We start from the raw sequence: 14406 nt of genomic DNA on the forward strand, positions 1-14406 counted from the left end.
CCAGATTCGCGGCTTCACGCCGGTACTCCGGGGTGTACTTCTTCCTTGACGAACTCACAATGAACATCCTCTCCTACGGACACAAGATCCGTACTAATAGGGTGTCCACTAAACGAGGGTAACCTCAGTATTGTTGCCAATTTCCTGATTCATGAATCAATTCAAACATAACTGTGACTCCCAAGCGAACTAGTTGTTGTGTAAAAACTTGGGATATCTTTCAGGCCAATCAGAAAGAGGGCTCTCCTACACTTAACCGTGGGCCTAGAGTTCCAACTCCATCTGTTCGCCAGTTTCACCATCACCTGTATATACGGTCAACAGCTCATAGCTCGACTTCTCTTCATCGTCCGGTCCGACCTGAGTCTCTACACGGATCCGCATGTCATACGTCTGCGCAAGGTTCGCTTCGCCCAAACTAACGAGAGCTGCAAACTCTTCGTCAAGCAGACGAATGGATATCGTTCCAAACTCTTCAGTCTCAATTCGCCATTTGCGCTTAAGAGGCTCAATGAGATTTGCCGTGGCAAAGCGAGCCGAGACGGTCGCAACTTGAACTGTTGGCTCTGAAAGCGTCTCCGCGTAGTTGACCATTCTCCGTGCCTCTTCTTCGTTGATGTGCACTTCAACGCTGCGGGAACTGGCCAGTTCGACTGTTTCAATCCCTAGTTCGAGAACCGGCTTTACGATCGCTGCAACATTCTTGCGCCCCCGAGACTTTGCTAAGAGCGCATCAGTTAGCCTTTCAAGTTGCAAGTTCTCAAGAAGATCTGGATAGGGAACTTCTGTTTGTTCCTGCATCGCGACTTTGTTTGACATTGCCTTCATAGCCCATCCGATGATTTCTTTGACAGTCACAACACCACCCGCAAGGGTGAGTGCAGTGTTGGCTTTCGGGTCCGAAGCCCAGTTCAGAACCCCATCGAGAGCCTGACTTCCAACATCAAAGAAGACCGAATACGAGCCTTGCTCGACTCCAACGATCTGCAGCTCAGGCACTTCAGCGGACAGTGGATCAACGTTGCGGTAGATAGCCTTAACGAGTTCGTCCAACGCCAGGAAGACGGGACCGATCTCTGCGACCGACATCGGCCCAGACTGCAAACGTGCACCGTCGTACTTCAGCAGGAAAGACTCTTCAGACATGGAGATATATTAACGGGTGCACGCTTGGGCCGAGCTGTGCGCACAATTATTCATGATCAATCAAGCCCGTCAGCCACCCCCTCACCGCCGCGAACCCCGTCACCTGCCATGCCGACAACCTATCCCCCCTCCCACACCGCTGCCAAAGCATTCTGAATCAGCCAATGCAGATAGTTACGCCCCAGTTCCGATCGCCACAATTCCAGTTCGCCGTCAGCAACCCCAGCTGGGTCGTACGGGAACGTCAACAAGGCTTCGGGACTTTGCACCCCATGCTCTTTGAGCCCCTTGCGGCCTTCCATCGCCGACCGCTCATCGTTCATGGCCCACAGGAACAGATACTCGATGATGCCGCTGCAAAAAGAAGCCAGCTCTCGACCCTCAACCTCGGCTGTTACCCGCGCTACAAAGCCACGCGTAATCGGGTCCAATTTACTAATGATGATTCCGCATGAAGGCGCTGTGGTTGATGATTTGCAATATTGAAGACAGAAGAGCTGCCAAGAGGGCGAAACAAGGCAAACGGGCCTCGGCTACAGCCAGCAGGCTCGTGGAAGGAGCGCGAGTATCCGGCTGGAAACAAGCCATCAACCACATGGCCGTGGCCTTTCCTGACCGCTTCGACAGGTACCTATAATCCGACCCCACACACAAACAACTTGACACGCTCGCTGAGCTTCACGATGAATGGATCAGTAGGAATCATCCTCGATGTCCCGTCTGTAGCGGGGCGTGCACGAAAAACGGGACTACAGGCACCAATCCGCCAGCGATGGCGATGGAATGCCTGTAAAGCCACTGTCACTCGCGCTAGAGGCTGACCCAGGAAAGTGGACGCATCAGGGGGCAGACCCACGAGCTAAAGCGCACACGCTAGCCAGCCAAGAAACACAAGCCACCGGCGGCCGTGAATACGGTCCACCAGCAACTTTCGACAGTGCCTACAACCACTCTATGGGAATACGCAAAGGTCACGTGCCCTAAACCACGCTGTCCACCAACACAAAATGTCTTTCAACACGAAACACCGGAAAACAACACGTTTTCTCGTTTATCCCACCCGTTAAGACCCACTCAGGCCCCGATTAAGCCGCGAGTGCACATACGAAAAATTTCTCCAACCGCTATGGCTAGAGAAATCATTTTATTTGTACCCCGTACGGGATTTGAACCCGTGTTACCGGCGTGAGAGGCCGGCGTCCTAGGCCGCTAGACGAACGGGGCTTGTTCGCACGTAGCAGGCAAATAAAAAGCTGTTTTACCTTAGATTCGCTTGCTGCGGACTTGTTAAACAGTAAACGATGGGTAAACACAATACAAATCAGCAGGTAGTACGGGAATTCGCTCCGGAAATTCCCCCGGTTAAGACCCACTTAGGTTCCGATTGAGCCACGTTCGCACATGCAAAAATTCCTCCAACCACTATGTTGGAGGAATTTTTATCTTTGTACCCCGTACGGGATTTGAACCCGTGTTACCGGCGTGAGAGGCCGGCGTCCTAGGCCGCTAGACGAACGGGGCATAGAACTCGTGAGCCTGCTTTAAAGCATTTTCACTGCTGGCCTACCAGGACTCGAACCTAGAATGGCGGTACCAGAAACCGCTGTGTTGCCAATTACACCATAGGCCATTTAATTACACGCTTAGAACCGCGCTGTAATAAGCTAGAATTCCTTGCTGCAACGTGTAACAACTATAGTGATCGTTACCCCACACACCAAATCGCCAGCATAAAAGGTATTTTTTACGTTTCTTCGGGATAAAATAAAGCGGCGAATGACATCTGTGTAAGCCAAGAATCATCCGCCGCTTTAACAAGCTATCCTCGCCACACTTCTGACGATGCCGATATCACTCGGCAGCAGGAACGTACGGCGTAACCTCGCGAGCGGCGCGCAAGCGCGCCAAGGTGGATTCTTTACCCAGAAGCTCCATGGACTCAAAGAGTGGCGGTGAAACCTGCAAACCGGAGATTGCTACACGCAGCGCGCCATAGGCCTTGCGCGGCTTGAGCTCTAGATCCTCAATGAGCGCCTTAGATAGCGCGGTTTCAATAGCCTCAGTCTTCCACTCCTCTACTGCTTCAAGGGTGTCAAGGCCTACCTCAAGCGGCTGAACGGCATCGTCCTTCAGGTTCTTCTTAGCCGCCTTCTCGTCCAGGGTGAACTCGGAATCGGGAACAATAAGGAAGCTGAGTAGCCCGTAAGCATCGGCAAGCGTCTTAATGCGCGTTTGCACTAGGTCGGCGGCGAAAGCGAACTTTTCGCAATCATAATCCGCCGGGAAATCCGTGTATTCCGTCAGATAATTGCGCAGACGGAATGCAAACTCCTCGGGTTCGAGCAAGCGAATGTGGTCGGCGTTTATAGCCTCGAGTTTCTTCTGGTCAAAGCGGGCGGGATTGCCCAAAACATCGCTGACATCGAAGTTCTCAATGAGATCATCCATACTGAAAATGTCCTGATCCGCAGACAGGGACCAGCCCAACAGCGACAAGTAGTTGAGCATGCCCTCCGGGATGATGCCGCTATCGCGATGGTTGAAAAGATTCGACTGCGGATCACGCTTGGACAACTTCTTCTTCCCTTCGCCCATCACAAAGGGAAGGTGACCAAACTCCGGGGTAAATTCCGCGATGCCGATTTCTTTCAGCACCTCATACATGGCCAGCTGGCGCGGGGTGGACGAGAGCAGATCCTCGCCGCGCAACACGTGAGTAATGCGCATGAGCGCGTCATCCACTGGGTTGACCAGGGTATACAGCGGAGCGCCGTTAGAACGCGCCACCACGTAGTCAGGCTGCGTTGCGGACTTGAAGGCCATCTCGCCGCGCACAAGGTCGGTCCAGGCCCAATCCTTATCAGGCATACGCAAACGCCATACCGGCTTGCGTCCTTCAGCCTCGAAGGCATCGATCTGTTCCTGACTCAAGTCGCGGTCGTAGTTATCATAACCCAGCTTGGGATCGCGCCCGGCAGCCTTGTGCCGCTCCTCTACTTCCTCAGCGGTGGAGTAGGCGGGGTAGACATATCCGGCATCGATAAGCTTATTAAGCACATCTTTGTAAATGTCCATCCGCTGAGACTGCCGGTACGGTTCATGCGGGCCGCCCACATTGACTCCCTCGTCCCAGCTCAATCCGAGCCAGGTCAAAGAATCAATGATGGCTTGATAGGACTCTTCCGAGTCACGAGCCGCATCGGTATCTTCGATTCGGAATATCAACTTTCCGCCCGTGTGGCGGGCATAGGCCCAGTTAAACAGGGCCGTGCGCACCATACCAACGTGCGGGGTACCAGTGGGAGAAGGGCAAAATCTAACGCGAACTTCAGTCATGGCCACCATCGTAGTGGAGCCACAGGACGCAGTCCGCACCAGTCCAAACCAGTACCTCACTCTAACGCCCAAAAGTGCCTCCCCCTTTACTTTATTACACACAAAAAGGGGTAGATGATAACGAGTTGTACCATAAACCCACAGGTAAAAGGGAATGGTTTTCAAATGATTATACAGTATTGGGAATCGTTTTCTATAGTTTCGAGGTAGACTACTGCCAACTGCAGAAAGGTAACGCGCTGGTGGCTTCTCCTCGTATCCGCTTCATGGCCGCACTCAGCACGATCGCGCTGATCGCCCCGGCTACCGCCTACGCCGGCCCTGACGATGGCAAACACATCGCAACCCAAACCCATGTCGATTCCCCCAAAAGTTTTTGGGAAGGAGACAACTTCCTGCTGCGGTCCGAATTTTCCGGCCAAACTCTGCTTATCGATGACACGGTTGCCTGGATAGGCAAAGGCTATACCCGCGAAGACGAGGACGGTAAGCGCCACCAGAACTTTATGTATTCCCTGCCAGAAAACGGCACGCAGGATTACATTGGTCCCACAGGTACTACGTACTACACGGCCCCGTGGCACGCCTCCGCTAATCAGGGACCCATCTGGATCGGTTTCGGTTCGAAGGGGCTTCCCACGAAAAACTTTCGCAACAACATCGCCTTCCTCGATCTTTTAAGCCTGGATGGTCCAGGTGACGTGGAGTTTTTTACCAATAAAGACGATAAAGACGGCATCGATCTCAATCGCATGCTGGGCTCATTCGAGGGCTCTCCGCACTCTGCATTTCTCGAAAGTGGTAGCCACACCCACAACTTCACGCTCTTCACCAAGCCTGGACGATACCGATTGACCTTTCGCACCACTGCGCGCACAGAGGATAGGCAACTCGTGGCTGGTAAGCCGCAGACCACCAGCTACCAAGTAGGCGGGCAAAAGCCAAAGGACGAAAAGACTCCAAGCCTTAAGGAGCGCTTCGATAACTCCTCCTCCGGCGATGCCGCAGCTGCTGGATACAGCCTGAGCATGGACAAAAAGCAAAACCTGGAAAAGGACGGCGACGATAAGCTCACCGCCATTTCCTTCGATGCGGAAAACAGGGCATCCGGCACGCTTACGATGCTTATTGATGGCTACTTCCTCACCGATTTGCCCGTCACCGACGGTCACGCCGAGTGGGAAGAGTACATGGGCCCAGAAGAGTCTATAATCCAGGCCGTCTTTACCCCAGAAGGCGAAGCGCCACGCTGGATCTCGCAGCAGGTGAAATTTACCCCAGGCTCTTCTCTCCACACCGATTCTTCGGCTGCCGCAGAGGCATGGGAAGAAACCGAGAACCCACGCCAGTTGGCCCCCACCGAAGAGGTAACGCTGCAAGAAACAGGCTATACGGTGCGGATGCACAAACAGGGTGAAGAAGGAACCAAAGTCACCATCGACATGGAGGATAACAACTTCAGCGGCGTGATGACTGGTGGTCTCTACACCGACAAGAATGACGAGGAAGCCACAGTGCCGGTGGAGGCCCCGATTACCAAGGGGCACGGAGAAGCTACTTTTACTAATGGTGAGCTCTTCCCTGGTTATTTTGGCAAAGTCAAGGTGCTGCCGCATTCCACCGTTAAGGCAGGACATGGCAGCACGGTGCTTACCGAGTCTTATAAATTCGATGAAAACTACGAAGTAAAAGACGAGCTTTCTACCAGCGCAGATGAAGCCTCCGCTACCCCAAGCGAACAGACTGCGCCCAGCGATATGCCCGCCCCATCTCAACCGCCACAGGACAAGGAAGCTCAGCGCTGCAGCGAAAAGCACGTACTCGACCGCGGGCACGTCGATATCAAGGCGCTTCCTACCGAGGATGGTTTCCGCACCGTCTTGCGCGATGACACAGGACAGGTGGATAAGAAGTCGATAGACCGCTCGCTGGATGACGTGGTACTTGGCGTGCACAAAAACGCGCTCACTCCCCGCTCCAAGCAGCTGGGTGATAAAAAATTCGATTTCCTTGGCAATATCGGTGACCGCTTCTACCACTTGCCGCAGACGCAGCACCAAGGCATCATCTGGCCGGGGTATAACACCGAAAAACTGGATTACTCCACAATAAAAGATGGCACGGTCAATTTGAACCTCCAGCCCACGCACACGCCCGAGGGCGGTGAGTGGGGCGCATATATCGACAGGGCCAGGGGCGTCGGGTACGATGTCCTTGCCAATTCCGCGGAAAACGATCACACCATCGAAACCTCTTTCGCATCGCATAGGCATACCCATTGGGCTTTTAGCAAGCCGGGTATCTACACGTTTGAGGCAACTTATACGGCAACTACCAACGATGGCAAAGAACTTGCATCTAAGCCACAGACGTTGACCTTTGCCATCGGTGATGACGCGGTGAAGTCTTGTTCTAAGGCTGCGCCATCCAATGCCCCATCGGAGAAGCCTTCCGAGACGCCGTCAGAAAAGGCTTCGGACTGGGTAAAGCCACCCAAACCATCGGACCCCTCGAAACCGTCTAAGCCTTCGAAGCCGCCCGAGCCATCTAAGCCGTCTCCGCCTGCGGGGTCATCGTTTAATCCTTGGGTCCTGCTCTTGCCTGCGGTCCTCGGCATCACCTTCAAGGCCTTCTACAACTTCTTCCGCGACAACCAAGATCTCATTCGTGAGCGCTTTGGCTGGCGCATCTAACTACTAATCCACGGCTCAGGGAACCCCACCCCTTGGCGATTTAAAGGAAATTCAACCATGGATACCAACACCATTTCGCGCACCAGAGCTCACCGGCCTGGTAGCCGCATCATCGCGGCGGTGATTACTGCTCTCATCGCGTTTTTCGTTCCGGTCACACCGGCCTTGGCCTTCGATGAGGTCTTTGATTCTGGCCATATCGACATGTTCTACGTCACGGCACCTGATGGCCAGCTACACCTATCTATGCAGGAAGATGTCACTGGCTCACACGTCCAGCGCCCGGGCGATGACGTGCTGCTCCAAGTCGTGGAATTGGCATGGTCCGATGCCACCGAGAGCGTTCCCGAGATTGGTGAATCCACGTACTTCCTGCCCCAAACCCAAGACCCAAATATCATCTGGCCGGGCTGGGATACTCAGCCAGCACGCGATGGCGGATTTACCAACATTGATTTCGAATTCACCAATATCTCCGGACCAGGCTCAGTCTATGTCTTTGAAACCTCTGGGTTCGGCAACGTCGGTGCCGTGACCAATTCCGGTTCGATGGAGCTCACCAGCGGCGAGGTTATTAACCAGCCGCAGCCTGCGCACCGCCACATCAACTGGTCCTTTAGTGAGGCCGGTACCTATAAGATGACCGTTCAAGCCTCCTCTAATGGCCAAACCAGTAACGCAGTGACCTACACCTGGCAGGTGGGCGAGGGCGGAGAGGCAGTCTCGGGTCACCGCTCTGCGGGCGGTTCTGGCGATGCAGATAACTCCGGCAATGACGCTGGACGTAGCAATTCCGAGGGCGTCCAAGAAAGCAAAGTTGCAAGCGGTGGACAGTCCACGGATCCTCAGTGCCGGCCGGGAATCATCCCTCAGATTAAAGACGATACGGTCTCGCCACCGCAGTGGCGCGATGCCGATGGCGCAACTTTTTACCTCTCCGATAATTCCAGCGTCGAACTGCCAGAAAATGTTGGCCCCGTATCGGCCGGCCAAGCATGGATGATCGGTTCTACCCAGGTCGATGGAGTGCCGTGGCTTGGTGCAAATACCCAAAGCCCCTCCATGCGTGAACACATTCCAGGCGACGTTACTTGGGAGCTCATCGATATGAAGGGCCCTGGCGCCATGATGGTCTACAGCCAGGGTGGCCTGGGCAAGATCGTCGGCGATGAATGGTTCCGCGGCGCGAACGGCGCTGTGGAAGGCAGCTACAATATCGCCCCAAATACTCACGTGCACCCTAACTGGGTCTTCGAAAAGCAGGGCACCTATGACGTTACGATCCGCCAGGTGGCCCAGACCGCTGCCGGCAAGCAAGTAGCTGGACAGGCAACGCTGCACTTTGTTGTCGGCGGTGGCAAGCCAGATGGCGCCTTCGATAACGGTCACTTTGACCTGGGCGCGGAAGTGAACCCGGATGGCGGCGACTGTGGTGTTGGCGCTGCAGCCGGCGCGGGCTCTAATGGCTCCGGCGCTGGCCAGAATGGCGCCGCCGGTTCCGGTGCGAACGCATCCGGAAAAGGTGGCAATGCGGCTCTCGCCAACACTGGGACCCCCACCATGCCGCTCGGTATTGGCGTGCTCGGTCTGGGCATGCTGTTCCTTGGCCTGGGCATCGCACGGCTCGCTGTCGCGAGGGCAAAGAATTAATGCCAGTACCCCACTACCGTTTCGTACCGCGCTGGCTACAGACCGTCGGGGCGCTCTGTAGCGTCTCCCTCCTTGCGGCAGGCTGCACGACCTCGGCGGCGGTGGATACCTCAGATCGCTTCAGCGTGGTCGCCACGACGCCCATTCTGGCGGATATGGCTCGCCACGTCGCAGGCGAGGATGCCTCAGTCACCGGGCTTATCCCAAGTGGAAAGGATCCGCACACCTTCGAGCCCACGTTGCGCACGGTGCGCAACGTGGCCAATGCGGATTTGGCCTTGAGTAATGGATTCCTCTTGGAACCGCAATCGCTGATAGATACCCTGCACGAGTCCACGGATGCGTCCGTGGTCGAAGTCGCTGACTCCGCCTCCACCCGCGGCGCTACCCTCGTGCCGTTGGTAGAAGATGTCTCCCTGGATGCCATCTGGTTGGGCCTGCGCATCAGCGGTGCCGAGCAGCGCAACTCCGGTGTGGATTTCCGCATGGTCTCTGCCGAGGGTCCAGGCGATGTCGCAGCCTACGTGGTCTCCACCTTCGGTACGCCGGAAGTGCTGTTCAATAGCGCCGATGGCATCGATACTGGCGATGATGTGGTCACCCTCCCGGCAAATGCTCACACGCACCTCTCGTGGGGATTTTCGGAGCCGGGCATCTATAAGCTGGGCTTTCAGGCAGATGGCACGGAGGTAGAACACCTAACCGTCGCGGTAGGTGTAAACCCACCAGAGGATAAGGAGGTCATTGATTCCGGCCACGTGGATATTGCCGCTGACGTGGCAAAGGGATCTATTGATCTGCGCGATCAAGACCAGCATTTTGATCCCGCACATACCGCGGTAGCGGTCCCCTCTTCGGTTTTGCAGCCCATTCCACCGGATCCCGCATACCGCTTCTTGGGCACGCCCGGTGCGGATACATACCTGCTCCCCCAGGCGGTCTTGGGCAAACACATTCACGGCGAGGTGGATCCACACTTGTGGCACAACGTGGACAATGCCATTGCCTATGTCGATGTCATTGCTGAAGAAATGGCGAATGCGGATCCGTCACACGGCGCCAATTACCGGGCCCGCGCCGAAGCTTATATCGCAGAACTGCGCGAACTTGACGAGTACATGGACCGCGCGATCTCTTCCATCCCGCAAAGCAATCGGCACTTGGTCACCACCCACCACGGCTACGCCTACTTAGAGCAAGGCTATGGCCTGTCGGTGGCGGGGTTCGTGACGCCCAATCCCGCCGTTGAGCCTTCGCCACGGGAGGTCATCGCCCTGCGCCGCACTCTGGAGAACCTGCGCCTTCCCGCAGTCTTTGTGGAGCCGGTGGAACAAGCCAGCGCCAGCACACTGAAGCAGGCAGCCGCGCAGCAAAACGTGGAGCTGTGCCCCATTTACGGCGACACGCTTGATGATGCCGTGCCTACTTATATCGATCTCATGAAATTCAATGCTGACTCGCTGCAGCGTTGCCTACATCCTTCGAATGGAGATAACCATGCTTAACCTTTCCTCTCGGACCGTTAGCCGCGCGGCCACTCGCACGGCAGCCTGCATCGTCACCGCCGGCTTGGCCGTATCCGCAACGCCGGCATGGGCCGGCGACCTCGCGCAAGTGGTCGGCGCGGATGAAACCGTCGCGCCCAAGGGCGAAGAAAAGGTCATCGATGCGGGCCACGTTGATATCGGCACGCTGCTCAATGGCTCTGACGCCGAGCTATTGGCTCGCGATGATGCAGGCGATTCCCCGGTGTGGCGCCACCTTGATGACCTGGTATTCTCGGTGGGCGATGCGGCCCAGCAAACGCTGCCGGATACCGATGATTTTAGCTTTGTGGGCGCCCAATCCGGCGAGGATGTTTGGGTTGTCCCGCAGACTGAGCAGGTCGGCGTTCCCTGGCTGGGGTGGAACACCCAGGCGCCTTCGCTTGTCGATAACGCCGATCGCGGCGTCACCATGGAATTTCTCGGCCACTCCGGCCCAGGGGACTTTTCCCTCTTTTTGCAAAACGGCGGCTTTGAAGCACCTCAGCTGCTGTGGTCTACGGCAGAAAAAGGCGAGTCTGAGTTCTGGGTAGACCTCAATACACACACTCACGCCAACTGGACTTTTACGGAACCTGGCACCCACCAGGTGGGTCTCCGGATCAAGGGTAAGACCACAAACGGCGAGGAGTTTAGTACCGATGGCGTGCTGACCTTCGCCGTGGGCGATGGCGCCGATGTCCAGGCCGCCCAGGATGCGGAGTGGAACCCAGCAGACGCCACGACCGAGGGGTCTTCCCTGCCGCTATGGATTTATGTCTTGGTCGGCGGCGGAATTATCGTGCTGATCGCCGGTGTTGCCGTGCTCGTAAAATCCCGCAAGCGAGGCGATGGCCATGGCTAAGCCGTGCATTCAGGTGCGCGGATTGCAGGTAGCGCTATCTGGCCGCACCGTGATCGAAGATGCCAACCTCGAGGTAGGTACCGGTGAATTCATTGGGCTTTTAGGCCCCAACGGCGCGGGCAAGACCACGCTGATGCGCGCCATTTTGGGTCTAATCCCCTCCTCTGGCACGTGCACCGTCACCGGCTCTGTGGGCTATGTTCCCCAACGCCACGAGGTGGAATGGGGCTTTCCCATCAACGTGTACCGCACCGTGCTCAGCGGGCGTACCGGACTCATCGGGTGGTTCAAGCGCCCTAAGAAAAAGGATCATGCCGCCGCTGCGGAGGCGCTGCGCTTGGTGCATATGGAGGAATTTGCCTCCCGGCCCATCGAGGAGCTTTCTGGTGGCCAGCGCCAGCGCGTACTGCTCGCCCGCGCCCTAGCCATTCAGCCGGAGGTCTTGCTGCTCGATGAACCTTTTACCGGGCTCGATGCCCCGAATACCGAGGTCCTTTTGGAGCTTTTCGCCGAGCTTGCGGCGCAAGGAAAATCGATCGTGATGTCTACCCATAACTTGTCTGAGGCGGCGCACACCTGCAAGCGCCTGGTGCTATTTAATCGCACGGTCATTGCAGACGGTCCCGCCGCGGAGCTTTTGGCCGAGAAAGATCCGTGGACCCGCGCGTTTGGCGTCAGTGCCTCGTCCCCGTTGCTCGCTGCAATTGGAGTGTCTGCATGATTGATATCTCATTTATCGACTTCCTGAGGGATTTAACCAATCCCCACCTCGATTTCCTCGCCCGGGCGGTAGGCATTTCGCTCATCGCCGCCATCGTGTGTGGGGTCGTCGGCTGCTATGTGGTGCTACGTGGCATGGCCTTTATTGGCGATGCCGTCTCGCACGCCGTGTTCCCAGGCCTGGCCATCGCGTTTGCCCTGCAGACCTCAGTCCTCTTGGGCGGGGCAGTTGCCGGCGCGGTCGTCGCAGTGCTTATCGCTGCGTTTTCGCAACGCAACCACGTGCGCGCCGATTCCATCATCGGCATCTTTTTTGCCGCCGCCTTCGCCTTAGGCATGGTGATCATCTCGCGCACGGACGGCTATAGTGCCTCGCTGACTAGCTTCCTCTTCGGGTCACTAACGGGCGTATCACGCACAGATATCACCGTCGCCGCGAGCGTCGGCCTAGTGGTCCTAGCCGTGGTCGTGGCTTTTAGCCCCCAGCTCAATACCACCTGCTTGGACCGAGAGACCGCACGCGCCATGGGCCTGCCGGTCTTTGCCCTGGATATTATCCTCTACCTGTGTGCGACCGCCGCGGTAGTCATTTCAGTAAGCACCATTGGCAATATTTTGGTCCTTTCCCTGCTGATTACCCCGGCGGCCACGGCGCGCCTGCTGACGGCCAACCTCACCACGATGATGTTCCTCTCGGCCATCATCGGCGCCGTCTGCAGCTTCTTCGGCATCTACTTAGCTTGGGCCATCGATCTTCCCGCGGGCGCCACCATCGTGCTCACGCTCACGGTGCTCTTCCTCATTGTCTGGGCCCTGCACCCCTTCCTGCGCTCTCGCCGCAATCCGGGCCACTCTTCTCCTCGCGTGCCTGCCAACGCCTCCGAGAACACCCCACGAAAGGAAACCATCGAATCATGAAACCTTTGTGCCGTACCGCTCTTGCCCTAGGCACCGCCGGATTCCTCAGCGTGGGAACCCTCACCGGTGTGGGTCTACCCTCTTCCATTATGGCCACCGCGCATGCCGCAGAGACCTGCAGTGGCGAGGGCTTTGTCCGCGTCACCGAAGGCCACCAAGACATGGCGATGAAGGATGAAGGTGGGAATATCAGCTTTGTGGTCAAAGACGACCAAAAAGATGAGGAATACCGCTCGGAAGAATTCGCGGTAGAGGTAGCGGAGAAAAACAAGCAGCATCTTTCTGATCTCGAGATCCCTTCCCTGCCCGACGAGGGATGGGTGCTCCCGCAAACCCAGATTGAGGATGTTCCGTGGTTGGGCTTTAATACCCAAGAACTCTCCGAGGAATACCTCGGCTCGAAGCAGACCGCGACCTTAAGCATGGCCATCGCGTCTGGCCCAGAGGATGGGCGCATCGTGGCCTTCCAAAACGAGGGCATCGGCGATCTCAAGGTTCGGATGGACACCAAGGACGGCACTGCCTGGAACTATCCGGGCAAATTCCACGCCCATCTTGCCTTCGCTTTTACCAAGCCAGGCACCTACGCCGTGAGCTTTACCTTTGAGCTTCCCGATGGCTCCCGCCACTACCTGCACGCCGGATTCCTCGTGGGCGATGACGCGGATGCAGCTGAGCTGTGCGGCGTGGACTACGACGAGTCCGATGATGCCGAGGTAAGCGTCCCTTCCGATGGTACCTCCCGCCCGAATCAGCCGGCCAAGGACATCAAGGGAGTAGATAAAGCCATCGCGGGCGATAAAAAGAAGGAGAAAGACTGCAAGGATCAATCCGGCGATACGCCTGCAAAGCAGGGCCAGTCCAGCGGATCCGGAGGCTCCGGTGGAAAGGCTGCGGAGAAAAATTCTGGTTCGAAGCAAGGGGCCAACCAAGGCTCCAAGCCTGGGTCGCAGACCGGTTCCACCAAGGGCTCTGCTCGCGGTTCTGGCCAAAACAAGACTAACCAAGCCCACGGTTCTGGGGCAGGCTCTGGTGCTGCGTCGCGCAATTCGGGTGGGGGCTCATCGAAGGGAACATCGGCAAGCAGCGGCTCTCACTCCGGTTCTAAGGCTGCGCACTCCACGTCCGGCGGAAGTTCTGGCCAGAAATCCGCGGGCAAGTCCTCCCCGCAGTCCAAGAGCAACAAGTCTAAGGACAGCAAATCTAAAGAAGCGAAGTCCGAAAAGCACAGTTCAGCTCCTGCACCCAACGCGTCTGTTGGTGGCAAGAATGAGAATGATGAAGCGCTTGCCGGTGCCGCCTACACCGCCTCACTGGCCATGAGCAGCTTTTGGGCGGGCATCTTGGCAGGGCTTGGCGCATTCGCCCTCGTGCTAGGAATTGGCCTGTTGATATATGTGCAGTTCTTCCGCAAGAAAAAGCTAGCTGGAGAACAGACTGAGCACCCAGAACAGCCTGGGCCACCGCAGGCAGATGATGCAACAACGCAGATCCCACGCGTGGACTAGAAGACCTAAAAGTACTGCCTGCGGCTACACGCATGTCTTGGTGGTAA

Annotated in this window: 10 protein-coding genes, 3 tRNA genes and 2 pseudogenes; 9 read left to right on the forward strand and 6 right to left on the reverse strand. The window is 56.6% G+C overall.

Translation table 11 applies throughout. The annotated features are described in order from the left end of the window. Positions 1 to 264: 264 nt before the first annotated feature. Both D9V82_RS09975 and D9V82_RS12280 read right to left on the reverse strand, forming a co-directional pair. On the reverse strand, positions 265 to 1146 hold the full coding sequence (locus tag D9V82_RS09975) for an LAPAL motif-containing putative phage structural protein (protein ID WP_121912239.1): 882 nt from the start codon (positions 1144 to 1146) through the stop codon (positions 265 to 267). 119 nt (positions 1147 to 1265) lie between these two features. Beyond that, the gene (locus D9V82_RS12280; protein ID WP_167449788.1) at positions 1266 to 1577 is read right to left on the reverse strand and encodes a hypothetical protein; all 312 of its coding nucleotides are present in this window, start codon (positions 1575 to 1577) and stop codon (positions 1266 to 1268) included. On the opposite strand from D9V82_RS12280, the pseudogene D9V82_RS09980 reads away from it, so the two are divergent. Both D9V82_RS09980 and D9V82_RS13135 read left to right on the forward strand, forming a co-directional pair. Beyond that, positions 1554 to 1783, forward strand: a pseudogene (locus D9V82_RS09980) (IS256 family transposase); the annotation flags it as partial. The gene D9V82_RS12280 and the pseudogene D9V82_RS09980 overlap by 24 nt on opposite strands. Before the next feature lie 54 nt (positions 1784 to 1837). After that, a pseudogene (locus D9V82_RS13135) lies at positions 1838 to 1958 on the forward strand (transposase-like zinc-binding domain-containing protein); the annotation flags it as partial. A 339-nt stretch (positions 1959 to 2297) separates the two neighbouring features. Here the strand turns inward: D9V82_RS13135 and D9V82_RS09990 are convergent. The 4 genes from D9V82_RS09990 to gltX all read right to left on the reverse strand — a co-directional run bounded on the left by D9V82_RS09990 (position 2298) and on the right by gltX (position 4491). Next, positions 2298 to 2370 (reverse strand) — tRNA-Glu (locus D9V82_RS09990). A 224-nt stretch (positions 2371 to 2594) separates the two neighbouring features. Continuing rightward, a tRNA-Glu gene (locus D9V82_RS09995) sits at positions 2595 to 2667 on the reverse strand. A gap of 37 nt (positions 2668 to 2704) precedes the next feature. Continuing rightward, a tRNA-Gln gene (locus D9V82_RS10000) sits at positions 2705 to 2776 on the reverse strand. 221 nt (positions 2777 to 2997) lie between these two features. Then, on the reverse strand, positions 2998 to 4491 hold the full coding sequence (gltX, locus tag D9V82_RS10005; RefSeq protein WP_183122529.1) for a glutamate--tRNA ligase: 1494 nt from the start codon (positions 4489 to 4491) through the stop codon (positions 2998 to 3000). Positions 4492 to 4724: 233 nt separating this feature from the next. On the opposite strand from gltX, the gene D9V82_RS10010 reads away from it, so the two are divergent. The 7 genes from D9V82_RS10010 to D9V82_RS10040 are packed head-to-tail and all read left to right on the forward strand — an operon-like array spanning position 4725 to position 14359. Beyond that, positions 4725 to 7175 carry a choice-of-anchor M domain-containing protein gene (locus D9V82_RS10010; RefSeq protein WP_239088583.1) on the forward strand — a complete coding sequence of 817 codons (2451 nt, stop codon included), beginning with the start codon at positions 4725 to 4727 and terminating at the stop codon, positions 7173 to 7175. A 57-nt stretch (positions 7176 to 7232) separates the two neighbouring features. Continuing rightward, positions 7233 to 8825: a choice-of-anchor M domain-containing protein gene (locus D9V82_RS10015; RefSeq protein WP_121912240.1), complete on the forward strand. Its 1593-nt coding sequence runs from the start codon at positions 7233 to 7235 to the stop codon at positions 8823 to 8825. Continuing rightward, on the forward strand, positions 8825 to 10330 hold the full coding sequence (locus tag D9V82_RS10020; protein ID WP_121912241.1) for an anchored repeat ABC transporter, substrate-binding protein: 1506 nt from the start codon (positions 8825 to 8827) through the stop codon (positions 10328 to 10330). The genes D9V82_RS10015 and D9V82_RS10020 overlap by 1 nt, the downstream gene beginning before the upstream one ends. Beyond that, positions 10323 to 11213: a choice-of-anchor M domain-containing protein gene (locus tag D9V82_RS10025; protein ID WP_167449789.1), complete on the forward strand. Its 891-nt coding sequence runs from the start codon at positions 10323 to 10325 to the stop codon at positions 11211 to 11213. Before D9V82_RS10020 ends, D9V82_RS10025 begins: the two co-directional genes overlap by 8 nt. Further along, positions 11206 to 11934 carry an anchored repeat-type ABC transporter ATP-binding subunit gene (locus D9V82_RS10030; RefSeq protein ID WP_183129466.1) on the forward strand — a complete coding sequence of 243 codons (729 nt, stop codon included), beginning with the start codon at positions 11206 to 11208 and terminating at the stop codon, positions 11932 to 11934. The genes D9V82_RS10025 and D9V82_RS10030 overlap by 8 nt, the downstream gene beginning before the upstream one ends. Further along, a complete protein-coding gene (locus D9V82_RS10035) occupies positions 11931 to 12851 on the forward strand; it encodes an anchored repeat-type ABC transporter permease subunit (protein ID WP_121912244.1) in 921 nt (306 codons plus the stop codon). Before D9V82_RS10030 ends, D9V82_RS10035 begins: the two co-directional genes overlap by 4 nt. Beyond that, a complete protein-coding gene (locus tag D9V82_RS10040; RefSeq protein ID WP_121912245.1) occupies positions 12848 to 14359 on the forward strand; it encodes a choice-of-anchor M domain-containing protein in 1512 nt (503 codons plus the stop codon). The genes D9V82_RS10035 and D9V82_RS10040 overlap by 4 nt, the downstream gene beginning before the upstream one ends. The last annotated feature ends 47 nt before the right edge of the window (positions 14360 to 14406 follow it).

This window comes from Corynebacterium macginleyi, from assembly GCF_003688935.1.
Classification (GTDB): Bacteria; Actinomycetota; Actinomycetes; order Mycobacteriales; family Mycobacteriaceae; genus Corynebacterium; species Corynebacterium macginleyi.

Coding starts and splice junctions, on each gene's coding strand:
- D9V82_RS10040 (WP_121912245.1), top strand. CDS start 12,848: ATGAAACCTTTGTGCCGTACCGCTCTTGCCCTAGGCACCGCCGGATTC.
- D9V82_RS10035 (WP_121912244.1), top strand. CDS start 11,931: ATGATTGATATCTCATTTATCGACTTCCTGAGGGATTTAACCAATCCC.
- D9V82_RS09975 (WP_121912239.1), bottom strand. CDS start 1,146: ATGTCTGAAGAGTCTTTCCTGCTGAAGTACGACGGTGCACGTTTGCAG.
- gltX (WP_183122529.1), bottom strand. CDS start 4,491: ATGGTGGCCATGACTGAAGTTCGCGTTAGATTTTGCCCTTCTCCCACT.
- D9V82_RS10020 (WP_121912241.1), top strand. CDS start 8,825: ATGCCAGTACCCCACTACCGTTTCGTACCGCGCTGGCTACAGACCGTC.
- D9V82_RS10025 (WP_167449789.1), top strand. CDS start 10,323: ATGCTTAACCTTTCCTCTCGGACCGTTAGCCGCGCGGCCACTCGCACG.
- D9V82_RS10015 (WP_121912240.1), top strand. CDS start 7,233: ATGGATACCAACACCATTTCGCGCACCAGAGCTCACCGGCCTGGTAGC.
- D9V82_RS10030 (WP_183129466.1), top strand. CDS start 11,206: ATGGCTAAGCCGTGCATTCAGGTGCGCGGATTGCAGGTAGCGCTATCT.